Here is a 22,779-nt window from a genome sequence, read left to right on the forward strand (position 1 = left end):
GCCCCTGGCCTCCCGGGGGCGCCTCGCGTCAGCAAGGTAAGCCGCATGTCCCTTTCTCTTTCTTCATCGTCGGCCGATGCCGGCGATGCTACGGCGTCGCGCCTGCACCCGCTCTGGGTGGTGCTGGGCGGCGTCAGCGTTATTTTCCATCTGGGGCTGATCTTCTACGGTCTGACCCCTGCGCTGATCAGTCGGCCCATTCATATGGCGCTGGCGCTGCCGTGGATCCTGATCCTGCTGGCTCAAACCCCCTTCGAGCGCTGGAGTGGCTGGCTGCTGACGGCGCTGGGCATTGCCGCCTGCGGCTACATCGTCTTCAACGAGCAGGCGCTGGCGAATCAGTACGGCTTTATCGATACCTCCTTGCAGATGACGATCGGGGTATTTCTGATCGGGCTGACCCTTGAAACGGCGCGCCGTGCCATCGGCTGGCCGCTGCCCACGGTAGCGCTCTGCGCGCTCCTCTATGGGGTCTTTGGCTCGCATATCCCCGGTCAGTTTGGACACCCCGGTATGCCGGTGCAGAGCTTCGTGGGCACCTTGACCATTTCGGAGGGTGGCCTGTGGGGGTCGCTAACCGGGGTGAGCGTCGGCGTGGTGGCGATCTTCGTGATCTTCGGCGCCGTGCTCAACGCCGGAGAGGCGGGGCGTGGATTCATGAACATGGCCAGCGCCGTGGCGGGACGTCTCACCGGCGGAGCCGCCAAGGTGTCGGTCATCTCCTCGGCGCTGATGGGCTCGATCTCCGGCTCGGCGTCGGCCAACGTCGCTTCCACCGGCGCCATCACGATTCCGTCCATGGTGCGCCTCGGCTATCCGCGCTCCCTGGCCGGTGGCGTGGAAGCCGTAGCCTCTTCCGGCGGACAGATCATGCCACCGCTGATGGGCGCCGGAGCCTTCGTCATGGTCGAGCTGACCGGCACCCCCTATACCCAGATCATGGCGGCGGCCATGATCCCGGCCATTCTCTACTTCGTCACGGTCTGGATCGGCATCAACGCCTATGCCACGCGCCATGATCTGCGCCCCATGGCCGAAGAAGAACGCCCCTCGGGTCGTGAGGTGCTGATCACCTCGATGTTCTTTGCGGTGCCCTTTGTGCTGCTGCTGGAGCGCATCTTTCTGGGTGGCTACACGCCACAATATGCCGCCAGCCTGGCGGTCTTTGCCGGCCTGGCACTGCTGTTCTTCGACGTCACGCTCAGCTTCTCGCTGCGAGGCTTCGGCACGCGTCTGGCCGAGGCGCTGTTCACGGCGGGGCGTCAGGTCGCGGTGATCGGGGCCATCATCATCTGCGCCTCCCTGGTCATCGGGGTGCTGTCACTCACCGGGCTGGGGGTGAAGATCACCTCGGGGATCCTGTCACTCTCCAACGAGATGCTGTGGCCGGCGCTGTTGCTCACCGCGCTGGCCTGCCTGGTCCTGGGCATGGAAGTGCCGACTACCGCGGCCTACGTCATCTGTGTTTCCGTGGCGGGGCCGGCGCTGATCTCGCTGGGGCTGGAACCCTTGCTGGCCCATCTCTTCGTGTTCTGGTTCGCGCTGCTTTCCACTATTACGCCGCCGGTCTGTGGCGGCGTCTTCATTGCCGCCGGCATGGTGGGGGAGAATTGGCTGAAGGTGGCGTTCAAGGCCATGGCGCTGGGCATCGGGCTCTACATCATTCCCCTGGCCATGGTCGCCAATCCCGACGTGATTCGTCTGGCCTCCGATCCGGCAGGGGCGATCTTCGATGGGGTCAAGATCGCCGTTGGCCTTGGCGGCATTTCGTTTGGCGTTATCGCACGCCGAGCGCTCTGGCTGCGCGCCCTGCTGGTGGTCGCCGGCGCGCTGATCATCTTCATGCTGTAGGAGACGACACAATGCGGATCGCCACCCTGGGGCCCATCGGCAGCAATCACGCGCTGATTGCACGTCGCTACGGCGACCGCCACGCTCCCGCCTCGACAGAGATTCTGCTGTTTGGCGACTTCTTCGCCGCCTTCGAGGCGCTGATGGCCGGTGAAGTGGATAGTGTGCTGCAGTGCACGGCTCACTTCATTCATGCCGACTGCGTCGGGCGCTATATGCATCGTGCCTTTCCGGTCGACCTGTTCGTGGCGGGCAGTCGTGCGCTGGCGCTGCTGGCTCGGTCCGAAGTCGCCAAGCCCGAAAGCGTGGGCTTTCAGCCGGCAACGCGGTATTACACGGACCTTGCGGCCTTCGATGCGCGGGTCGAGGTGCCCACCATCGTCGCCGCGGCCGAGGGCTTGCTGGCCGGCCGCTTCGACGCCGCCATCTGCGCCCGGGACGTGCTGGACCAACACGCCGTAGCGCTGAGGCTGATCGAGGATCTGGGGCCGGCGCTGGATGTCTGGGTGCTCTATGGCAAACATCCACTGCCGGACACCAGCCCGCTGGTGCTTTCCTGAACCTGGCCTGGCGGCCGATCGCATGACAGAATCCATGGCCTGGCCATCAGAAACGCCCCGGCTCCGTGCCGGGTAGGCCCTATCAGCAGGGAAGCCGCTTCATGAAGACCCACACCCTCAGCGTCGGTTTGATCGGCTACGGCATGTCGGGGCGGAATTTTCATGCCCCGCTGATCCAGGCGACGCCCGGCCTGGAACTGGCCGCCGTGGTCAGCGGCGATGCCGACAAGGTCCATGCCGACCTGCCCGACATGGACGTGCTGGCGAAGCCGCCGGCGCTGCTGGCACGGCGCGATATCGATCTGGTCGTGATTGCCACCCCCAACGAGACCCACTACCCGCTGGCCAAGGCCGCCCTGGCGGCAGGCAAGCATCTGGTCATCGACAAGCCCTTTGCCGTCTCTCTTAACGAGGCGCGGCGGCTGCGCAGCCAGGCGGAGGGCGCCGAGCGGCTGGTCAGTGTCTTTCATAATCGCCGCTGGGACAGCGACTTCCTGACCCTGCGTGCGCTGCTCGAGGCCGGGACCCTGGGGCGAGTGGTGGCGCTGGAGTCGCGACTCGATCGATTTCGCCCCACGGTCACCGACCGCTGGCGCGACCACCACCAGCCGGGCAGTGGGATCTGGTTCGACCTGGGGCCGCATCTGCTTGACCAGGCGAGGGTCCTGTTCGGAATGCCTCGGGCGATCCTGCTAGAGCTCGCCACAGTGCGCAACGGCGCCGAGGTGGACGACGATTTCCTCTGCCTACTGGAGTATGACGGCCTGCGGGTGACCCTCCAGGCGAGTTCCCTGGTGGCCGAGCCTACGCCGCGTTTTCGAGTGCACGGCACCCGTGGCAGCTACGTGAAGTTTGGCTTAGACCCCCAGGAGGCGTGGCTCAGGGCAGGGCGCGTTCCGACACCTGGCTGGGGAGATGATCCACTGGCGGGGCGTTTGACCCTGGCCGAAGGCGAGGGTGAGTCACCCACGGGTCAGGCATACCCCAACCTGCCGGGCGACTGGCCCGACTACTACGGGGGCATTGCTGCGGCACTGATGCAAGGCGCGCCACCGCCGGTGACCCTCGATGAGGCCATGGACGTCATGTCCCTGCTCGAGAGCGGTCTGGATAGCTATCGCCAGGGACGCTGGCTGCGCCTCAAGGAAGGCAACGACCTGCGGCGCCGGCTGCACGCCGCGCGCCGCTGACTACCAGAGCGAATCCGAAGTGGACTCGGCGCGTAGCCGCTCCCTGGCAATATAGAGCGCGGCGATGGCCCTGGCTTCGTGGAAGTCTTCCCGGGTAAGCAGCGAGGAGAGCTCATTGATCGAGTGGGTCTCGACGATCAGCGGCTCGGGCTCGTCGCCGGGCAGCCGCTTCGGATAGAGATCCTTGGCCAGCATGACCTGCATGCGGTGGCGCATGTAGTTGGGCGCCAGCGAGAGCTCTACCAGCGGCTCCATGCTGCGCGCACCAAAGCCGCACTCCTCCATCAGTTCTCGGTTGGCAGCGGTGACGATGTCCTCGCCCGGGTCCACCAGCCCCTTGGGCAGGGTCAGCACGTAGTCCTCGAAGCCGGCAGCGTACTCGCGGATCAACAGCACGTGCTCAGGATCAGGCATGGCGACGATCATCACCGCGCCCTGGTCGCTGCCGGTGAGCCGCTCGAAGGTGCGCTCCTCGCCGTTGGAGAATCGCAGGTCGAGAGACTCGACGTGGAACAGTCGGCTTCTGGCCACCGTCTGGCGGGCGAGAACGCGGGGCTTTTGCGGCCACTCTGAGTCTGACCGGGGAGGGTGGGACATACAGGCTCCGTTTCTGGGTAGGGAGGTCGCCTGATACAATACCACTCCTTGTCTGCCACCACCCGGGAGTCGCGATGATCGACTGGCGCGCCATCGATACCGTCCTGCTCGACATGGACGGCACCCTGCTGGACCTCCATTTCGACAGCCACTTCTGGCTGGAACACCTGCCCAGACGCTACATGGAGCTGCATCAGCTCGACGAGGCCACTCAGGAGGTGGTGCGCTCGAAGGTGCTGCGCGAGCAGGGCACTCTCAACTGGTACAGCCTGGCCTACTGGAGCCGCGAGCTTGACCTCGATATCGTTGCCCTCAAACGCGAGATCCAGCATCTGATCGGGCTGCGCGGCGATGCTCTGGACTTTCTCAAGTGGCTCAAGCGGGCACACCCCCGGGTAGTACTGGCAACCAATGCCGATCGGGCGAGCCTCGAGCTGAAGCTGCCGTTGACCGGCCTGGAGGAGTACCTGGATGCCATCGTCTCCTCGGCGGATCTGGGCGTCCCCAAGGAGGACCAGGCGTTCTGGTTGGCGCTGCAGGAAGTCGAGCCCTTCGACCCGGCGCGCACCCTGTTCATCGACGACAATCCCCGGGTGCTGGAGAGCGCTCGGGAGTTCGGGATTCGCCATCTGCTGGGCATCAAGCAGCCCGACAGCATGCGGCCGGAGAAGGAGCTCGAGGAGTTCATTGCCCTGGACCGCTTCGCGTCGATCTTTCCCGGCAACCTGCCCCCTGGCCAGCGCACCGTCGCTGGGCGCGCGCCGGAGGAGGGAGCCCATGGATAGCGTTCGGCTCGACAAGTGGCTGTGGGCGGCGCGCTTCTTCAAGACCCGGGGCCTGGCCAAGAAGGCCATCGAGGGTGGCAAGGTGCACTATAACGGCGCCCGGGCCAAGACCAGCAGGAGCGTCGAGCTGGGCGCCCTCGTCCGTGTGCCCCAGGGGTGGGATCTCATGGAGGTGGAGGTCGTCGCGCTCTCCGACCAGCGCCGCGGCGCTCCCGAGGCGCGTGCGCTCTACCGGGAGACCGAGGAGAGCGCGGTGCGCCGTGAACGCGAGGCCGAGGCGCGACGTCTCACCAATCAGGCCATGCAGCATCCGCTCAAGCGCCCCGACAAGAAGCAGCGCCGTGACATTCAGCGTTTCCAGCGTCAGCAGCCCGACGACTAGCCAGAGAGTCAAGATGACCGACCAGATCCAGCGTTTCCTCTTCGATAATACCAATGTCCGCGGCGAGCTCGTGACCCTTGAGCAGGCCTATGCCGAGGTGCTCGTTCGCCACGACTACCCGCCGGTGGTCAACCGCCTGCTGGGCGAGCTGCTCGCCGCCGTGGCGTTGCTCACCGACACCGTCAAGCTCGATGGCACCCTGAGCATCGAGGTGCGTGGCAAGGGGGCTCTGGCCATGCTGATGGCCGAGTCCAATCCCGGTGGCGAGCTGCGCGCCATCGCCCGTCTGGCCGAGGATGCTCCGGCCCCGGCCGATGATGTGGGCTTTCTCGAGCTGCTCGGCGGCGGGCAGATCATGATCACCCTGGACCCCCGGGAGGGGAATCGCTATCAGGGCATCGTCGCCCTGGATCACGACAGCCTGGCCGGCTGCCTGGCCGCCTACTTCGTTCAGTCGGAGCAGCTGCCTACGCACCTGTGGCTGGCGGCGGACGGCCACCGTGCCGGCGGGCTGCTGCTTCAGCGCATGCCGGACGAGTCGCAGAACCAGGACCTTGATGCCTGGGACCGCAGCGTCCTGCTGGCCGATACGGTCATGGATGAAGAGCTGCTGGCGCTGGCTCCCGAACAGCTGCTGCAGCGTCTTTATCACGAGGAGCCGGTGCGGATCTTCGACCCCAAGTCGCTGCGTTTCGGCTGTACCTGTTCTCGGGAGCGGATCTCCTCCGCGCTGCTGACCCTGGGCGAAGCGGAGCTGCGCGAGGTGCTGGCCGAGCACGGCAGCATCGATACTCAGTGCCACTTCTGCCACACCCGTTATCACTTCGGCGAAGTCGACGTTGAGGCGCTGCTGGCCGAGGGCGAGGGATCACCCCCGGTGATCCACTGAGCGCATTGCTGCGGCGCACAATGCTTCCTGTGGTGAAATGGCGTCATGTTGTAGAAAAACTACACGAATTTCGGCCAAAAACAGCGTTTCACGCGGCGGCGGTTTTTGCCATAATGGCGCCGCTTTTTCGGCTCGATCGTTTCGCCACCCGACGGAAAATCCGCAGCGGCGATCGATGGCAGGTACCCGCTGCGTCGCCACTGACGCCCGGCACACGTGAGAATCGGCCGCAAGGCCCAGGAACCGATATGACCACACCCCAAGCTCCCAAAGCCCACGTCAACCTCAGCAGCGCAGAACTGATTGAGCGTGCAGTGGCCACCGGTGAGGGCCGCCTGGCCGCCAACGGCGCCCTGGTGGTGGATACCGGTGTGCGCACCGGGCGCTCACCCAAGGACCGTTTCCTGGTCGATGAGCCGTCCACCAGCGCGCAGATCGACTGGGGCAGCGTCAACCGTCCCTTCGACGCCGAGAAGTTCGATGCCCTCTGGGCCCGCGTCGAGGATTACCTGCTGAGCCAGGAGCACTTCGTGTCGGAGCTCCACGTTGGCAGCGATCCGACCTACTACTTGCCGGTACGCGTTCAGACCGAGGCCGCCTGGCAGAACCTGTTTGGCCGCACCATGTTTGTGCGCCCGGAGGCCTACAACCCCTCCGCCAAGGAGGAGTGGACCATCATCAACGCCGCCGGCTTCGAGTGTGATCCGTCCCGTGATGGCACCCATTCTGACGGCGCCGTGATCATCAACTTTGCCCAGAAGAAGGTGCTGATTGCCGGGATGCGCTACGCCGGCGAGATGAAGAAGGCCATGTTCTCGGTGCAGAACTTCCTGCTGCCCGGCTTCGACGTGCTGCCGATGCACTGCTCTGCCAACGTGGGCGAGGACGGTGAGACCTGCCTCTTCTTCGGTCTCTCTGGTACCGGCAAGACCACCCTCTCCGCCGACACGGCCCGCTACCTGATCGGTGACGACGAGCACGCCTGGGGGCCGGGCACCGTGTTCAATATCGAAGGTGGCTGCTACGCCAAGTGCATCGATCTTTCCGAGAAGAACGAGCCGGTTATCTGGAACGCCATCAAGTTTGGCACCGTGCTGGAGAACGTGGTCCTCGACGACCGCCGCGAGCCGAACTACGCCGACGACAGCCTCACCCAGAACTCTCGTGCCGCCTACCCGCTGGAGCACGTCGAGAAGCGCGTGCTCGAGAACCGCGCCGGTGAGCCCAACGCCATCGTCTTTCTGACCTGCGACATGAGCGGTGTGCTGCCGCCGGTCTCGGTGCTTTCCAAGGAAGCCGCGGCCTATCACTTCCTCTCCGGCTACACCGCCAAGGTGGGTTCCACCGAGATGGGTTCCGCCGAAGGCCTCTCCACCACATTCTCCACCTGCTTCGGTGCGCCTTTCTTCCCGCGCCCGGCCCGCGTCTACGCTGACCTGCTGATCAAACGCGTGGACGAAAAGGATGCCCAGGTCTACCTGGTCAACACCGGCTGGACCGGCGGCTCCTACGGTGAGGGCGGTTCGCGCTTCTCCATCCCGACCACCCGCGCCATCATCAGCGCCATCCAGTCCGGCGTGCTGCGCGAGATCGATACCCAGCGCCTCGACGGGCTCAACCTGGACGTGCCGATGGCGGTGCCGGGGGTTGATTCCAGCCTGCTCAATCCGCGCGATACCTGGGAAGACAAGGACGCCTACGACCGTAAGTGCCAGGACCTGGCCGAGCAGTTCGTCGACAACTTCAAGAAGTTCGACGGCGTCAACGAGGCCATCGTCAAGGCAGGCCCCAGCCTGACCTGATTGCCTGGCGGCACCAGCGCGTCTCGCGACCCCTGCAACAGCCCCGCGTGCCCCGGCCGCGGGGCTGTTGCTTTCACGGACGTCAAGCCTGCCGCGGGCGGGGCGCTTGTGATACCTTGTCGCGATTGAATTTCGAGCATCAGCGAAGGGGTTACATGGACGCCACCAGCCGCATCATCACGCGCCTCGTCGAGGAACTCTCCGTTCGCCCGCAGCAGGTCTCGGCGACGGTGGAGCTGCTCGACGGCGGGGCGACCGTGCCCTTCATCGCCCGCTATCGCAAGGAGGTGACCGGCGGGCTTGACGACATTCAGCTGCGCAACCTTCACGAGCGCCTCGCCTATCTGCGTGAGCTGGAGGAGCGCCGTGGGGCGGTGCTGGCCGCCATCGAGGAACAGGGCAAGCTGACCGCCGAGCTCAAGGGGCAGATCCAGGCCGCCGACACCAAGCAGCGCCTGGAAGATCTCTATCTGCCCTACAAGAAGAAGCGCCGGACCAAGGCCCAGATCGCTCGCGAGGCGGGGCTTGAGCCGCTGGCCGAGGCGCTGCTGGCCGATCCGACCCTGGACCCGGAGACCGAGGCGTCCCGCTATCTTCACCCGGCGAAAGGCGATGTCCCCGCCGTCGAGGATACGAAAGCGGCCCTGGATGGGGCCCGCCAGATCCTGATGGAACGCTTTGCCGAAGACGCCGAGCTGGTAGGTCGGCTGCGCGAGCGGCTTTGGCAGGAGGGCGAGCTCAGCGCCAGGCTGATTGCCGGCAAGGAGCGCGAGGGCGCCAAGTTCTCCGACTACTTCGAGCACGACGAGAAACTCGCCAGGACGCCATCTCACCGGGCGCTGGCGATGTTTCGGGCCCGCAACGAGGGCGTGTTGACCCTGGCCATCAGGCTGCCCGGCGAGGACGAGGCGCCGATCCATCCCGCCCAGGTGGCCATCGCGCGGCACTTCGATATCTTCAACGGGAGCGGCGACGAGGGCCGCGCCGCCGACAAGTGGCTGCGCGACGTGGTGCGCTGGACCTGGCGGGTCAAGCTCTACACCCATCTCGAGACCGAGCTGTTGGGCCGGCTGCGCGAGCGCGCCGAGCTTGCGGCCATCGAGGTGTTCGCCGCCAACCTCAAGGATCTGCTGCTGGCCGCCCCGGCGGGGCAGAAGGCGACGCTGGCCATCGACCCGGGCCTGCGCACCGGCTGCAAGGTCGCTGTGGTGGACGCTACCGGCCAGTTCCTCGAGGAGGCCACCCTCTACCCCCACGCGCCGCGCAACGCCTGGGAGGCGTCCCTGGTCGAACTGGCCAGGCTGGTCGAGAAGCACGATGTGGCGCTGATCGCCGTGGGCAACGGCACCGCCAGTCGCGAGACCGACCGTCTGGCCGGTGATCTCGTCAAGGCCTTCGCCTCGAAGCGGGCGCTCTCCAAGGTGATGGTCAGCGAGGCCGGGGCCTCGGTCTACTCCGCCTCGGAGTACGCCTCACGGGAAATGCCGGATCTCGACGTTACCATTCGCGGGGCGGTCTCCATCGCTCGGCGCCTGCAGGACCCGCTGGCCGAGCTGGTCAAGATTGAGCCCAAGTCCATCGGCGTGGGCCAGTACCAGCACGACGTCTCCCAGCTGCAGCTGTCGAGAAGCCTCGAGGCGGTGATCGAGGACTGCGTGAACGGCGTGGGGGTCGACCTCAACACCGCCTCCAGCGCGCTGCTCTCGCGAGTGGCCGGCCTCTCACCGGCCCTGGCCGAGGCGGTCGTCGCCCGGCGCAATGCGCAAGGCGCCTTCGCCAGCCGCCGTGAGTTGCTTGAGGTCAGTCGCCTGGGGCCCAAGACCTTCGAGCAGTGCGCCGGTTTCCTGCGCATCATGAACGGCACCAACCCGCTGGACGCCAGCGCGGTGCACCCCGAGGCCTATTCGCTGGTAGAGCGCATCGCCCGCCAGAGCGGTCGCGAACTGGCCAGTCTGATTGGCGACACCGCCACCCTTCGGTCGGTGAAGCCTGCCGAGTTCGCCGACGAGCGCTTTGGCGTGCCCACGGTGACAGATATCCTCGCCGAGTTGGACAAGCCGGGCCGTGACCCGCGGCCGGAGTTCAAGGCCGCGGCGTTCCGCGAAGGGGTCGAGACGCTCAAGGACCTGGAGCCCGGCATGGTGCTCGAGGGAACCGTCACGAACGTTACCCACTTCGGCGCCTTTGTCGATATCGGGGTCCACCAGGATGGCCTGGTGCATATCTCGGCGCTCTCCGACACGTTCGTCGAGGACCCGCGTTCGGTGGTCAAGGCCGGCGACATCGTCAAGGTCAAGGTGATGAGCGTGGACATTGAGCGGGCCCGCATCGGCCTTACCATGCGCCTGGACGACCAGCCCGACGAAGAAGGCGGCGGTAGGCCGCGCCGAGGCAACAACAGCCGCCAGCCCGGGGGCCAGAAATCCGATGGCCACAAAACCAATGGCCACAAAACCAATGGCCAGCCTGCTTCCCGCAAGGCAAATGGGCGCAGCTCGGACACTCCAGAGGGGCAGGTGGGCGCTCTCGGTGCCGCCCTGCTCAAGGCCAAACAGAAGCGCTAATCTTCCACGCTAATTTTCCACGCTAATTTTCGACTACCAGGGGTGTTACCTTGTCCGACTCACTCGCCACCCTCATCGAGCGCCTGGCCGGTCCCGCCCGCCAGGGGCAGTTCAGCCGGCTGCGCCGCGGTCTTGAGAAGGAGGGGCTGCGCGTCGACCCTGCGGGGCGCATCGTCCAGACCCCGCACCCGGTCGCGCTGGGTTCCAAGCTGACCCATCCGCATGTCACCACCGACTACTCCGAGGCGCTGCTCGAGTACATCACGCCGGTGTACTGTCGCCCGGCGGACGCCATGGCCTTTCTCGGCGATCTGCACCGCTTTACCTATCGCTACCTGGGTGAGGAGCTGATCTGGCCGGCCAGCATGCCCTCGCGGCTCGACGGCAACGACAGCGTGCCGATCGCCGACTACGGCACCTCCAATGTGGGAACCATGAAGCGGGTCTACCGCAAGGGCCTGGACGTGCGCTATGGGCGGATCATGCAGGCCATCGCCGGGGTGCACTATAACGTCTCGCTGCCCGAGGACCTCTGGCAACTGCTGCGCGAGCTGGAGGGAGCCTCCGAACGGCCCATGTCCGACTATCGCTCACAGCGCTACTTTGGGCTGATCCGAAACTTTCGCCGCCACAGCTGGCTGCTGCTCTATCTGTTTGGCGCTTCCCCGGCGCTGGATCGCAGCTTCCTGCCCGACGGCGAGCTTCCCGATAAGCTCCAGGCTCACGGTGCCGAGACCCTGATCTCCCCCTGGGCCACCAGCCTGAGGATGTCGGACCTGGGCTATCAGAACAAGGTCCAGGAGCAGCTCAAGATCTGCTTCAATTCCCTTTCCAACTATGTGGGCACCCTGCGCAATGCTATCTCCACCCCCTGGCCCGCCTATGCGGCGCTGGGCGTGAACGAGGACGGTGAGTGGCGCCAGCTGAACGCCAATATCCTGCAGATCGAGAACGAGTACTACAGCGATATCCGCCCCAAGCGGGTGACCCGCCACGGCGAGACCCCCAGCCAGGCCCTGGAGGGCGGCGGGGTGGAATACATCGAGGTGCGCTGCCTCGACCTCAACCCGCTGCTGACCCTTGGGCTGGATGAGGAGCAGATCTACTTCATCGACGCCTTCGTGATGTGGTGTCTGCTCGACGAGAGCCCCTGGATTTCCGATGAGGAGTGCGAGAGCCTCGACGACAACCGCCGCCTGGTGGTGGAGCGTGGCCGCGACCCGGAGCTGCGCCTGAATGACCGCGGTCGTGATCGCAGCGTGGCGGAATGGGGCGACGAGATCCTGGCTGCCATCGACGGCGTGGCCGGCCTGCTCGACCTGTTGGAGGAGGGCAGCCCCCACCGTGACGCCGTGGCCGCCATGGCCCCGCGCCTCGCCGATCCTGCTCTCACGCCCTCCGGGCAGCTGCTCGCGCGCTTGCAGGAGAACGACGAAGAGTTCAGTGACGCCATGCTGGCCATCGCTCGCGAACAGGCCGAACGGCTGCGCCGCGAGCCCATGGACCCGGCTCGTGAGGCGCTCTTCGAGGAGCTGGCAGGAACGTCCATGCGCCAGCAGGAGGAGATCGAAGCCGGTGACCGTGTCTCCTTCGATGACTTCCTGGCCGACTACTTCGCCCATGCCCGAGAGTCGCGCATCATCGGCGAGGCACGCCCATGAGCCATCCCCTGGCTCGCCTGAGCGTGCGCCACTGGAGCCTGGCCGGGTTGGCCTTCTGCGTGTTGATGATGAGCGTGGCCCTGGTTCTGGAGCACGTCGTCGGGCTTGCCCCCTGCCCGCTGTGCATCTTCCAGCGGGTGGCAGTGCTCGCCGCCGCCGCTGTCTTTGTTGTCGCTGCCCTTCACAACCCCACGGGACGGGTTGGTGCGGGTGTCTATGGTGTGCTGGGGTTGGCTGCCGTGATTGGCGGCATCGGCGTGGCCTGGCGGCATCTTTGGCTGCAGTCGCTGCCCCCTGACGAGGTGCCCAGCTGTGGTCCAGGCCTCGACTACATGATGGAGTTGCTGCCCTGGCGGGACGTGCTGGCCATGGTGCTCTCCGGCTCCGGCGAATGCGCCGAGATCGACTTCCTGCTGCTCGGCATCTCGCTGCCAGGCTGGACGCTGATCGGCTTTGTGGTGCTGGCCGTGGCGCCGCTGGGCCTGGTGCTCTCGGCATTCCGCGAGCGTCGCTGAGCCCCCGCCCGGGCGGGGGATTGACACTCGCCGCGGGAGGGGGGAGTCTGGATTCATCGGTACGGTGTCTCCTGCCACCGGCCCTCATGGAGCAACGGAGGTTCCCCATGCTGGAAGACTGCAAGAGCGCCCTGGAACGCTGGGGTGGCGTGCACCAGCTGATCGATCGCTGGTTGGATGAGCGCCGCGAGCTGCTGGTCCACTTCGTCGCCCTCAAGCAAGCCTGCGACGTTGAACTGGAAGCGGTGAGCAAGGCGGATATCGATCGCTTCAGCGAGCTGTTGATGGACTACATCAGCGCCGGCCATTTCGAGATCTACCCCCAGTTGCGGGACGAGGCCAAGGCCTTCGAGGACGAGGCGGCCCTGAACCTGGCCGATAGCCTGCTGACGCGGCTGGAGATGTCGACCGAACTGGTGCTTTCCTTCGATGCCGAGTACAACAGTCCCGGCCGCGTGCGTCAGCATCTTGGTCGGCTGCCCGCCTGGATCGAACGCCTGGCCCACGGCCTCACCGAGCGCTTCGGCCTCGAGGATCAGTTGATCGCTCGGGTTCACGCCGCCCACGCCCCGGATGCGGCCCGAGCCGAGCTGGGCTCCTAGCCGCCAATAATAGCTTTCGTTCTGATAATAGTTTTCGTTCTTGTCCCCTGGAGCCCGATTTATCGGGCGCGCTTCTCGAAGCGCCCACCCAACACCAGCATGCAGGGCGTCAGCAGTAGCGTCAGGGCGGTGGCGAAGGTCAGGCCGCCGGCGATGGCGCTGGAAAGCTGGGTCCACCACTGGGTGGAGGGGGCCCCTAACCCCAGGCTCGGCGCAAACAGGTTCACGTTTACCCCCAGCACCATGGGCGTCAGGCCGAGCACCGTGGTCACCGCGGTGAGCAGCACGGGGCGCAGGCGCAGCCCGCCTGCCTCAAGGGCTGCCTCACCGGGAGATAGCCCCTCGCCACGCAGCTGATTGTAGGTGTCGATCAGCACGATATTGTTGTTCACCACGATCCCTGCCAGGGCGATGATGCCCATGCCCACCATCACGATGCCGAACGGCTGGGCGTTGACCAGCAGCCCCATGAGCACTCCCGCAGTGGAAAAGACGATCGCCGTGAGCACCAGTCCCGCCTGATAGAAGCTGTTGAACTGTGTCACCAGGATCAGCGTCATCATGGCGATGGCGATCAGGAATGCGCTGCCCAGAAAGCGGCTGGCCTCCTGCTGGTCTTCCTGTTCACCGGCCACCTCGACCATCACTCCCTCGGGCGGCGTGCCGCCGGCCTCCAGCAAGGCGCGCAGTCGCTCATCGCTGCGGTATCCCTCCGCCACATCCGCCTCCAGGGTCACCGCGCGGCGGCCGTCGATGCGGTGCAGGGTGCCCACCTTGGGTGCCGGCACCAGCTCCGCGAAGTGTGAGATCGGCACCTGACCCCGGGCGGTATTGAGGGTCAGCCGGCCCAGCTGGTCCAGTGAGCGGTAGCCCGCCGGCAGGCGCACGCGAATGTCCACCTCGTCGCTGACCCCGGCGGGACGATAGCTGGCCACCTGCAGGCCGGTGGTGATCAGCTGAACGGCGCTGCCCACCGCCGCGACATCGGCGCCGAAGCGCGCCGCCGCCTCGCGGTCCACCATCACTCGCCACTCCACCCCGGGCAGGCTGCGGTTATCTTCGATGTCGCGGAAGCCACCTAGCCCGTCCATCAGCTCGCGCAGTCGCTCTACTGCGCGGTCGGTGGCGGCATCGTCATGGCCGCTCACCTCCAGGACGATGGGTTTGCCCTCGCCGGGCCCCATCTCCTGTTCGCGAAACTCCAGAATGACCCCGGGCAGGCCGGCGGTGCGCTCGCGCATCTCCGAGAAGATCGCCGCCACCGGGCGGCGGCGCTGCCAGTCGATCAGCTGAAACTGCAGCACGCCGATCACGTCGCTGCCGAGCTGTTGATTGGGCATGGCGAAGGAGCGGGCGTAGAGCGCTTCCACCTCGCTCATGCCGGACAGGCGAGCCTCCACCCGGCGCACCACGGCGTCCTTCTCCTCAGCAGAAAAGTCGCCCCGGGTCCGCACCAGCACCTGGGCGCTGTCCGGTTCCACGGCAGGAAAGAATTCTACGCCGTGGTTGAAACGGGCATAGGCGGTGGTGATCAGCATCATGAGCAGCAGGGCGAACAGCAGGGTCAGTCCCGGCATGGAGAGCAGGCGGGCGAGCAGGGCGCGATAGAGTTGTCCGCCGACGCTGACCCGGTTCTGGTTCTGCCCGGTTTCTCGGCGGGAGGCACTCACGCCGAAGACGCCGCCCAAGGTGGGCAGGAATACCAGCGCCATGGCCAGCGAGGCCAGCAGGCAGAGAATCACCGTGGCTGGCAGGTACTTCATGAACTCCCCCACCACGCCGGGCCAGAAGAGCAGCGGCATGAAGACGGCCAGGGTGGTGGCGGTGGAAGCGATCACCGGCCAGCTCATGCGCGCGGCGGCATTCACCCAGGCCTCTCGGGGCGGTTGGCCCTGGCGCAGATGGCGGTCGGCCAGCTCGCTGACCACAATGGCGCCATCCACCAGCATGCCGGCCACCAGGATCAGCGCGAAGAGCACCACCACATTGAGGGTATAGCCGAGCGTCCAGATCATCAGGATGCCGCTGAGAAAGGCCCCGGGAATGGTCAGGCCCACCATCAGCGCGCTGCGCAACCCCATGGCGGCAAGAACCACCACCAGCACCATGACCACCGCGGTGAGCACGTTGTTGAGTAGCTCGTCGAGCATTTCTTCCACCATCTCGGACTGGTCCATGATGGTGGTGATCTCGAGAGCCTCGGGTATGACCCCGCCGGCGTCGTCGAGCAGGCGCTCGACCTGTTCGATGGTGGCGATGACGTTGGCCCCGGCGCGTTTGGATATCTCCATCACCAGCGCCGGCTGGCCGTCGATGCGGGCGAAACCTTCCGGGTCCTTGAAGGTGGGGCGGATCCAGGCCACATCGCCGAAGGTGACCACCCGGTCGCCGTCCACCTTCACCGGCATGGCCATGACATCCTCGAGTCGCTCGATCACGCCGGGTACCTTGAGCGCCAGGCGTCCGGCGCCGGTGTCCAGGCTGCCCGCCGCCACCAGGCGGTTGTTGCGGTTGACCAGGTTGAACAGGGTGCCGAAGTCGACGCCGTAGGTGTCCAACACCAGGGGGTCGACCACAATCTCCAACAGTTCTTCGCGGTCGCCGCCGATATCGACCTCCAATACCTCGGCGATGCCCTCGATCTCCTCCTTCAGACGGCGCGCCACGGCCAGGCGCTGGGTCTCCTCCAGCGGCCCGGAGAGACCGATGGAGAGCACCGGAAAGAGCCCCACATTGACCTCCATGACGCGAGGTTCGTCGGCCTCCTGGGGCAGCTCGGCCCGGGCGATGTCGACCTTCTCGCGCACGTCGGTAAGCGCCTGTTCCGGATCGAAGCCGGCATCGAACTCCAAGGTCACCGCGGCGCGGCCTTCGCTTGCCTGGGAGGTCATCTTGCGGACCCCCTCGATGCTGCGCAGCTCCTGCTCCATGGGTCGCACCAGAAGCCGCTCACCATCCTCGGGGCTGACCCCCTCCAGCGACAGCGACACATAGATGATGGGGATGGCAACGTCGGGGTTGGCTTCCTTGGGAATCACCTGCCAGGCGGCCAGGCCAGCCAGCAGCAGGGCGGCCAGCAGCAGCAGGGTGGTGCGCGACCGATCCAGGGCAGCTTCGATCAGGGTGCGCATCTCAGGGCGACGCCTGTGTGGCGTCGGCCTCGACCGGCACGACCCGTTCGCCCGGGGCCACCAGACCGGCGCCCAGGGTAATCAGGCGCACCCGCTCGGGTAGCCCCGCGACCCGGGCGTCATCACTGGAGGCGTCGACCAGGGTCACCGGCGTGCGCACGACCCGATCCTGGTCATCCAGATGCTTTACCGCCAGCTGGCCATCATCGTCGAGCCCCAGCAGGGCGGGGGAGAGTCGGTGCACCGGCTGCTCAGGGAGGGTGATGACCAGGGTGGCGCTGGCGCCGGCCAGGCGCCGCCGGTCGGGGTTGGCCACCCGGGCCTCCACGGCGAAGGTGCGTGTTTCATCCTCGGCACGTCGGCCGACCAGACTCACCTCGCCCTGCAGTCGGGAACCGTCCAGTAGATGCAGCTCCGCGGGCAAGCCGGGCTCTAGCCCATGGGCATCCCTCTGGGGGGCCCAGGCTCTGGCGACCAGTCGGGTATCGTCCACCAGCAGGCCCCAGGCCTCCCCCACCTGAATCAATTCGCCAAGCTCGGGGTCGAGGCGGTCGAGCACGCCGTCGAAGGGGGCGGTGGGGCGAGTGTCGCCGAGCTGGCGGCGCAGGCTTGCCAGCTCGGCAACGGCGCGGGAGGCGCCGCTCTGCAGGCGCAGGTAGTCGGTGTTGGAGATCAGCTGTCGGCGGCGCAGGTCGTCCGCGCCGGCCAGTTCGGCGCGGGCCAGGGCCAACTCCGCCTCGGCCTGTTCGAGCCTAGCCGGCAGCTCGTCTTGGGCCAGCGCAAGCAGCACCGTGCCGGCCTCGACCCGGCTGCCTGCCGCCTTGGGGAGTGCCTCGACGCGCCCCGCCTGACGCGCGCGCAGGGTCAGTTCGCGGTCGGCCGCAAGCTGACCCTGAAGCACCAGTCGTGGGGAGTGAGCCTCGGCCTTCTGCGTTACCACCTCGACCCTTGCCGCCGGCTCTGCCTCGGCTGCCTCACCCTCAGGTGCAGCGTCCTGGAAACGCTGCAGATCGCCGAAGGCCAGCCACACCACCAGGGCAAGGGTCACGGCGATGGCCAGCAGCGGGGAGAGGGGTAGGCGTCGAAGCAACATGCGGGGTGATCCATCAGCGAGCATGACGTATCAGCATATCACCCTCGGCAACAGGTCCTCATCCTAGGTCGAATTGAGTTTTGTGCAGTGCAGGCATAACATGCCCCGGTTTGAATGCTGGCCCGGCGGCAAACCCGGCGGGTCCGTCCTCACGGCGATAACCCGTGCGTTGACAATCAAGGAGCCTCCATGAAACAGCCCGTCCGTATTGCTATCACCGGCGCTGCCGGTCAGATCAGCTACTCCCTCGCTTTCCGCATCGCCTCCGGCGACATGCTGGGCAAGGATCAGCCGATCATCCTGCAGCTGCTCGAGATCCCCCCGGCCATGGAAGCCCTGAATGGCGTCGTGATGGAGCTGAACGACTGCGCCTTCCCGCTGGTGCAGGAGATCGTCGCCAGCGACGATCCCAATGTCGCCTTCAAGGACGCCGATTTTGCCCTGTTGGTCGGCGCGCGTCCGCGCGGTCCGGGCATGGAGCGCAAGGACCTGTTGGAAGCCAACGCCGCCATCTTCTCCGTGCAGGGCAAAGCGCTGAACGACAACGCCAGCAGCGACGTGAAGGTGCTGGTGGTGGGCAACCCGGCTAACACCAACGCCCTGATCGCCTCCTGCAACGCGCCGGATATCGATACCAAGCAGTTCACCGCCATGACCCGTCTGGATCACAACCGCGCCCTGACCCAGCTGGCCCAGAAGACCGGCAAGCACGTCACGGATATCCAGAGCATGGTGATCTGGGGCAACCACAGCGCCACCCAGTATCCCGATATCGCCCACTGCAAGGTGGTCGGCAAGCTGGCGGCTGACCTGGTCGAGCGTGACTGGTACGAGAGTACCTTTATTCCAGACGTGCAGCAGCGCGGTGCGGCGATCATCAAGGCTCGCGGTGCCTCTTCCGCTGCCTCCGCTGCTTCTTCTGCCATCGACCATATGCGCGACTGGGCGCTGGGCACCGATGGACAGATTGTCAGCATGGCGATTCCGTCCGACGGCAGCTACGGCGTGGAGCCGGGCATCATCTACTCCTACCCGGTGACCTGCCAGGGCGGCAAGTACGAGATCGTCCAGGGTCTCGAGCTTGACGATTTCAGCAAGCAGAAGATGAAGGCCACCGAAGACGAGCTGCGCGAAGAGCGTGCCGCCGTTGAGCATCTGCTGGGCTGAATTTCAGCGATAAGCTGTGAGCTGTAAGCCGTAAAAAACCCCGCCAGGCTTTCCTGCGCGGGGTTTTGGGTTGTGCATGAAGCGGCGCTCAATCCCTCAGACTGATGATCCGCCAACCCCGACTCTCTGCCACCTCGCGAAGGGTGGGGTCGGGGTCTACCGCGACGGGATAGTCAACTTTTTCCAGTAGCGCCAAATCGTTGTGGGAGTCGCTGTAGAACCAGGCGTCGTCCAGGCTCAGCCCCTGGTCGGTTAGCCACGCCTCCAGGCGAACGACCTTGCCCTCGCGGTAGCTTGGGGTGCCCGTCACATGGCCAGTATAGCGACCTTTTACCATCTCGGGCTCCACGGCGATCAGGTCGTCGATACCCAGCCTCTCGGCGATGGGGCCGGTGATGAAGCGGTTGGTGGCGGTAATGATCAGCAGGGTGTCGCCGCGAGTCCGGTGGCGGGCCACCAGCTCTTCCCCCTTGGGCAGGATGTGCGGCTCGATCTTGCTGGCCATGAACTGCTGATGCCAGGCCGCCAGCTGCTCGGGGCTGTTCTCGGCCAGGGGCCTGAGCGCCACCTCGAGAAAGGCGTGAATATCCAGGGTGCCGGCCTGGTAGTCGGCGAGGAAGCGATCATTGGCGTCGCGGAAGGCCACCGGGTCCACGGCGCCCTGCTCGAGCAGAAACTCTCCCCAGGCGTGGTCGCTGTCGATCGACAGCAGGGTATTGTCCAGGTCGAAGATGGCCAGGCTCACGATGACTCCCATGGGCAGGTTGCAAACGGTGAAGGTCGGGGGTGACGGTCAGTGCCGAAAGTCGGCGATTATCGCAGAACACTGGGTCGTCTGCGACTCGAGTTCAGCCCGCTCGTCCGCAATGCGTATTGATGCGGTTCGTGGCCTTGTGGAAGAATGGTGTTAATTCAGGTTTTAACAAGGTGAAGTCCGTGATCGACGCTGACGGCTTTCGCCCTAACGTTGGCATCATCATCGCCAACGATCAGGGGCAGCTGCTATGGGCGCGTCGGGTAGGGCAGAATGCTTGGCAGTTTCCCCAGGGAGGCATCAAGGCGAACGAGACACCGCAAGAGGCACTTTTTCGCGAACTCTTCGAGGAGATCGGCCTGACGGACGACGATGTCGATATCCTTGCCTGCACCCGGGGTTGGCTGCGTTACCGCCTGCCGCGACGCATGATTCGTACCCATTCACGGCCGGTGTGCATCGGCCAGAAACAGAAGTGGTTCCTGCTGAGGATCCGCTGCCAGGAGAGTCAGATCTGCATGGACGGGACTGAGCAGCCAGAGTTCGACGGGTGGCGCTGGGTCAGTTACTGGTATCCTCTGGCTCAGGTTGTGCCCTTCAAGCGTGAGGTCTACCGCCGCGCGCTCAAGGAGCTTTCCCCCCGTGCCCAGCGCCTGGCCCTGGGGTTAGGCTAAGGTTTTCGGCTAAGTTCCTCGGATGAGTTCCTCGGCTGAGTTCTTCGCTTAAGTTCTTCGCCTGAGATCCTTGACCGATCTATCTGCTCGGCCGGTTCCTCTGAGAGTCTGAGGGTGTTGCCGGACACAGGAACCCCGCCCCGGTGAGGCAGTCTCAAAGGGCTGAAGAGATTGCCTGCCTCTCTCCCAACGATAACAACGGGAAACGTCACCCCCATGCTTGATGTCCTGCGCCGCATCACACAGGAAGTCACCGGGGCCCGCACCCTGGAAGCGGCTCTCGCCACCATGGTGCGGCGCATCCGCAAGGCCATGAAGGCTGATGTCTGTTCCTTCTACCTCCACGACGATGAGATCGAGCAGCTGGTGCTGATGGAAACCATCGGCCTGCGCACCCAGGCGGTGGGGCGGGTGTCGCTGCCCGTGGGCGAAGGCCTGGTGGGGCTGGTGGCCAGGCGCGAGGAGCCGCTCAATCTCGAGGACGCTCAGGCGCATCCCCAGTTTCGCTACTTCGAATCCACCGGCGAGGAGCGCTACTGCAGTTTCCTCGGCGTGCCGATCATCCACCAGCGCCGCATGCTCGGCGTGCTGGTGGTGCAGCAGGAAGAAAAGCGTCGCTACGACGAAGAAGACGAGGCTTTCCTGGTCACCATGGCGGCCCAGCTCGCCGGGGTGTTGGCCCATGCCCTGGCCACCGGCAATCTCACCCGCCCGAGCCTTGAAGGCCAGGTGCACTTCAAGGGGGTGGCCGGTGCCCCGGGCATGAGTATCGGCGAGGCGGTGGTGATCGCCCCGCCCGCCGATCTCGACAGCGTGCCGGATCTGATCCCCACCGACATGGAGTACGAGATCGCTCGCCTCAAGGAGGCGATCGGCCGCGTGCGAGAGGAGCTCCGCGCCGTCGCCGCGCGCCTGGCCAACCGGGTCTCCGCCCAGGAGCTGGCGCTGTTCGAGGTTTACCAGCAGATGCTCAGCGAGGCGGCACTTTCCCAGGAGGTGGAGAAGCGCATCCGCGAAGGGCAGTGGGCCCCCGGGGCGCTCGCCGACGTGGTCAAGCGCCACGTGCAGTACCTGGAACGGGTCGATGACGATTATCTGCGCGAGCGTGCCGCCGACGTGCGGGATTTGGGGCGCCGCGTGCTGGCGCACCTGCAGGAAGAGACGCCGCAGATGCCCGCGGTCTTTCCCGACAGCACCGTCCTGGTGGGCGACGAGCTGAGCGTGGCGATGCTTGGCGAGGTGCCCCGCGACAAGCTCGCCGGGCTGGTCTCGGTCCGCGGCTCCAGCACCTCCCACGTGGCGATCATCGCCCGCGCCATGGGCATCCCCACGGTGCTCGGGATGGTCGACCTGCCCCTGCCCAGGCTTTCCGGCGCGCGGGTGATCCTCGATGGCCACCGCGGTCGACTCTTCGTGCGCCCCGGGGAGGAGCTGCTCACCCACTATCGTGGACAAATCGCCGAGGAACAGGCGCTCACCGAGGTGCTGGAGCACGAGCAGGACCTGCCCAGCCGCACCCCGGACGGTCACGATATGCCACTGATGGTCAACACCGGCCTGGTGGTGGATGCGGTGGCCTCGCTGAAGAGCCGCATCAGCGGGGTGGGGCTCTACCGCACCGAGGTCCCCTTCATGGTCACCGAGCGCTTTCCCGGTGAGCAGGAGCAGACGCGGCTCTACCGCGACCAGCTGGAGAGCTTCGCTCCGCTGCCGGTGGTGATGCGCACCCTGGATATCGGCGGCGACAAGGACCTGCCCTATTTCCCCATTGAGGAGGCCAACCCCTTCCTCGGCTGGCGCGGCATCCGCGTCACCCTCGACCACCCCGAAGTGCTGATGGTGCAGCTTCGCGCCATGCTGCGTGCCTCCCAGGGCCTGGACAACCTTCAGGTGCTGCTGCCCATGGTGACCAACGTCGACGAGGTCGACGACGCCCTCAAGCTGCTCGACCGCGCCATCGTGGAACTGGGCGAGGAGGGCGTTGAGGTCCCGCGGCCGAAGGTGGGCGTGATGATCGAGGTGCCGGCGACCCTCTACCAGCTCGACGCCCTGGCCCGGCGCGTCGACTTCTTCTCGGTGGGCAGCAACGACCTCACCCAGTACCTGCTGGCGGTGGATCGCAACAACCCGCGGGTCGCCGATCTCTTCGACGCCTGTCACCCGGCGGTGCTCTCCGCCATGGCGACCCTGGCCCGCGAGGCCCGGCGGCTCGATAGGCCAATCTCGGTGTGCGGCGAGCTGGCCGGAGACCCCGCCGGCGCCCTGCTGCTGATGGGCATGGGCTTCGATGCGCTCTCCATGAACGCCCCGAGCCTGCCCAAGGTGCGCGCCGCCATCCGACGCGTGACCCTGCAAGGCGCCCGCGAACTCGTGGCAGAGACCCTGCGCCTCGACAGCCCAGGCGAGGTGCGCCGCCACCTGACCGAACGCCTGGGAGGCTGGGAACTCGGCCACCTGCTCCCGCCAAGGGATTGAAGAGCAGCATCGCCCATCGTTGGTCTTCTGCTTGAGGATGGTTTTTTCTGGTGGGAGCCACGCTCTGCGGGGCGAAGGGAGGCCGAA

The 22,779-nt window shown here is 65.9% G+C and carries 18 protein-coding genes; 14 read left to right on the forward strand and 4 right to left on the reverse strand.

Annotated features, from left to right (window positions below; translation table 11 throughout):
• The first annotated feature begins 45 nt into the window (after positions 1 to 45).
• The 3 genes from ACFODV_RS11180 (at position 46) to ACFODV_RS11190 (ending at position 3,601) form a co-directional block, all read left to right on the forward strand.
• Positions 46 to 1,851 (forward strand): TRAP transporter permease, encoded by a 1,806-nt coding sequence (locus tag ACFODV_RS11180; protein WP_379759168.1) that lies wholly within the window; start codon positions 46 to 48, stop codon positions 1,849 to 1,851.
• An 11-nt stretch (positions 1,852 to 1,862) separates the two neighbouring features.
• Complete coding sequence (locus tag ACFODV_RS11185) at positions 1,863 to 2,411, forward strand: hypothetical protein (RefSeq protein WP_379759170.1); 549 nt, start codon at positions 1,863 to 1,865, stop codon at positions 2,409 to 2,411.
• 101 nt (positions 2,412 to 2,512) lie between these two features.
• Positions 2,513 to 3,601, forward strand: coding sequence for an oxidoreductase (locus ACFODV_RS11190; RefSeq protein WP_379759173.1), 1,089 nt, complete (start codon positions 2,513 to 2,515; stop codon positions 3,599 to 3,601).
• On the opposite strand, the gene nudE is transcribed toward ACFODV_RS11190, so the two are convergent.
• Positions 3,602 to 4,198, reverse strand: coding sequence for an ADP compounds hydrolase NudE (gene nudE / locus ACFODV_RS11195; protein ID WP_379759176.1), 597 nt, complete (start codon positions 4,196 to 4,198; stop codon positions 3,602 to 3,604). It abuts the gene before it with no gap.
• Between the two features lie 74 nt (positions 4,199 to 4,272).
• Between nudE and yrfG the strand changes: the two genes are divergently transcribed.
• From yrfG to rsd, 8 genes are all read left to right on the forward strand, one after another.
• Entirely contained in the window at positions 4,273 to 4,983 is a 711-nt protein-coding gene (yrfG, locus tag ACFODV_RS11200; RefSeq protein WP_379759179.1) for a GMP/IMP nucleotidase, read from the forward strand.
• The gene (gene hslR / locus ACFODV_RS11205; protein ID WP_379759182.1) at positions 4,976 to 5,365 is read left to right on the forward strand and encodes a ribosome-associated heat shock protein Hsp15; all 390 of its coding nucleotides are present in this window, start codon (positions 4,976 to 4,978) and stop codon (positions 5,363 to 5,365) included. The genes yrfG and hslR overlap by 8 nt, the downstream gene beginning before the upstream one ends.
• Positions 5,366 to 5,378: 13 nt before the next feature.
• A complete protein-coding gene (hslO, locus tag ACFODV_RS11210) occupies positions 5,379 to 6,254 on the forward strand; it encodes an Hsp33 family molecular chaperone HslO (protein ID WP_379759185.1) in 876 nt (291 codons plus the stop codon).
• A 248-nt stretch (positions 6,255 to 6,502) separates the two neighbouring features.
• A complete protein-coding gene (locus ACFODV_RS11215; RefSeq protein ID WP_379759188.1) occupies positions 6,503 to 8,056 on the forward strand; it encodes a phosphoenolpyruvate carboxykinase in 1,554 nt (517 codons plus the stop codon).
• A 155-nt stretch (positions 8,057 to 8,211) separates the two neighbouring features.
• Positions 8,212 to 10,620 carry a Tex family protein gene (locus ACFODV_RS11220; RefSeq protein ID WP_379759191.1) on the forward strand — a complete coding sequence of 803 codons (2,409 nt, stop codon included), beginning with the start codon at positions 8,212 to 8,214 and terminating at the stop codon, positions 10,618 to 10,620.
• 50 nt (positions 10,621 to 10,670) lie between these two features.
• Positions 10,671 to 12,281, forward strand: coding sequence for a glutamate--cysteine ligase (gene gshA / locus ACFODV_RS11225; RefSeq protein ID WP_379759194.1), 1,611 nt, complete (start codon positions 10,671 to 10,673; stop codon positions 12,279 to 12,281).
• Positions 12,278 to 12,796: a disulfide bond formation protein B gene (locus ACFODV_RS11230; RefSeq protein WP_379759197.1), complete on the forward strand. Its 519-nt coding sequence runs from the start codon at positions 12,278 to 12,280 to the stop codon at positions 12,794 to 12,796. Before gshA ends, ACFODV_RS11230 begins: the two co-directional genes overlap by 4 nt.
• 107 nt (positions 12,797 to 12,903) lie before the next feature.
• On the forward strand, positions 12,904 to 13,398 hold the full coding sequence (rsd, locus tag ACFODV_RS11235; protein ID WP_379759200.1) for a sigma D regulator: 495 nt from the start codon (positions 12,904 to 12,906) through the stop codon (positions 13,396 to 13,398).
• A 59-nt stretch (positions 13,399 to 13,457) separates the two neighbouring features.
• Here the strand turns inward: rsd and ACFODV_RS11240 are convergent, their stop codons facing one another.
• Both ACFODV_RS11240 and ACFODV_RS11245 read right to left on the reverse strand, forming a co-directional pair.
• A complete protein-coding gene (locus ACFODV_RS11240) occupies positions 13,458 to 16,529 on the reverse strand; it encodes an efflux RND transporter permease subunit (RefSeq protein ID WP_379759203.1) in 3,072 nt (1,023 codons plus the stop codon).
• Between the two features lies 1 nt (position 16,530).
• Positions 16,531 to 17,622, reverse strand: a complete 1,092-nt coding sequence (locus tag ACFODV_RS11245) for an efflux RND transporter periplasmic adaptor subunit (RefSeq protein WP_379759206.1) — start codon at positions 17,620 to 17,622, stop codon at positions 16,531 to 16,533.
• 189 nt (positions 17,623 to 17,811) lie between these two features.
• Here ACFODV_RS11245 and ACFODV_RS11250 point away from each other — a divergent pair, with 189 nt between their 5' ends.
• Complete coding sequence (locus ACFODV_RS11250) at positions 17,812 to 18,789, forward strand: malate dehydrogenase (RefSeq protein WP_379759208.1); 978 nt, start codon at positions 17,812 to 17,814, stop codon at positions 18,787 to 18,789.
• 88 nt (positions 18,790 to 18,877) lie between these two features.
• Here ACFODV_RS11250 and ACFODV_RS11255 read toward each other — a convergent pair whose 3' ends face one another.
• Entirely contained in the window at positions 18,878 to 19,534 is a 657-nt protein-coding gene (locus tag ACFODV_RS11255) for a histidinol-phosphatase (RefSeq protein ID WP_379759211.1), read from the reverse strand.
• A 191-nt stretch (positions 19,535 to 19,725) separates the two neighbouring features.
• Here ACFODV_RS11255 and ACFODV_RS11260 point away from each other — a divergent pair, with 191 nt between their 5' ends.
• Both ACFODV_RS11260 and ptsP read left to right on the forward strand, forming a co-directional pair.
• Entirely contained in the window at positions 19,726 to 20,217 is a 492-nt protein-coding gene (locus ACFODV_RS11260) for an RNA pyrophosphohydrolase (RefSeq protein WP_379759214.1), read from the forward strand.
• A 216-nt stretch (positions 20,218 to 20,433) separates the two neighbouring features.
• Entirely contained in the window at positions 20,434 to 22,692 is a 2,259-nt protein-coding gene (gene ptsP, locus ACFODV_RS11265; RefSeq protein WP_379759217.1) for a phosphoenolpyruvate--protein phosphotransferase, read from the forward strand.
• Positions 22,693 to 22,779: the final 87 nt, after the last annotated feature.

The sequence above is a fragment of the Halomonas tibetensis genome (assembly GCF_042643535.1).
Taxonomy (GTDB): domain Bacteria; phylum Pseudomonadota; class Gammaproteobacteria; order Pseudomonadales; family Halomonadaceae; genus Halomonas; species Halomonas tibetensis.

Bases quoted from the DNA above. Each gene is read 5' to 3' on its own strand.
- ACFODV_RS11180 (WP_379759168.1), top strand. From the start codon at position 46: ATGTCCCTTTCTCTTTCTTCATCGTCGGCCGATGCCGGCGATGCTACG.
- ACFODV_RS11185 (WP_379759170.1), top strand. From the start codon at position 1,863: ATGCGGATCGCCACCCTGGGGCCCATCGGCAGCAATCACGCGCTGATT.
- ACFODV_RS11190 (WP_379759173.1), top strand. From the start codon at position 2,513: ATGAAGACCCACACCCTCAGCGTCGGTTTGATCGGCTACGGCATGTCG.
- nudE (WP_379759176.1), bottom strand. From the start codon at position 4,198: ATGTCCCACCCTCCCCGGTCAGACTCAGAGTGGCCGCAAAAGCCCCGC.
- yrfG (WP_379759179.1), top strand. From the start codon at position 4,273: ATGATCGACTGGCGCGCCATCGATACCGTCCTGCTCGACATGGACGGC.
- hslR (WP_379759182.1), top strand. From the start codon at position 4,976: ATGGATAGCGTTCGGCTCGACAAGTGGCTGTGGGCGGCGCGCTTCTTC.
- hslO (WP_379759185.1), top strand. From the start codon at position 5,379: ATGACCGACCAGATCCAGCGTTTCCTCTTCGATAATACCAATGTCCGC.
- ACFODV_RS11215 (WP_379759188.1), top strand. From the start codon at position 6,503: ATGACCACACCCCAAGCTCCCAAAGCCCACGTCAACCTCAGCAGCGCA.
- ACFODV_RS11220 (WP_379759191.1), top strand. From the start codon at position 8,212: ATGGACGCCACCAGCCGCATCATCACGCGCCTCGTCGAGGAACTCTCC.
- ACFODV_RS11230 (WP_379759197.1), top strand. From the start codon at position 12,278: ATGAGCCATCCCCTGGCTCGCCTGAGCGTGCGCCACTGGAGCCTGGCC.
- rsd (WP_379759200.1), top strand. From the start codon at position 12,904: ATGCTGGAAGACTGCAAGAGCGCCCTGGAACGCTGGGGTGGCGTGCAC.
- ACFODV_RS11240 (WP_379759203.1), bottom strand. From the start codon at position 16,529: ATGCGCACCCTGATCGAAGCTGCCCTGGATCGGTCGCGCACCACCCTG.
- ACFODV_RS11245 (WP_379759206.1), bottom strand. From the start codon at position 17,622: ATGTTGCTTCGACGCCTACCCCTCTCCCCGCTGCTGGCCATCGCCGTG.
- ACFODV_RS11250 (WP_379759208.1), top strand. From the start codon at position 17,812: ATGAAACAGCCCGTCCGTATTGCTATCACCGGCGCTGCCGGTCAGATC.
- ptsP (WP_379759217.1), top strand. From the start codon at position 20,434: ATGCTTGATGTCCTGCGCCGCATCACACAGGAAGTCACCGGGGCCCGC.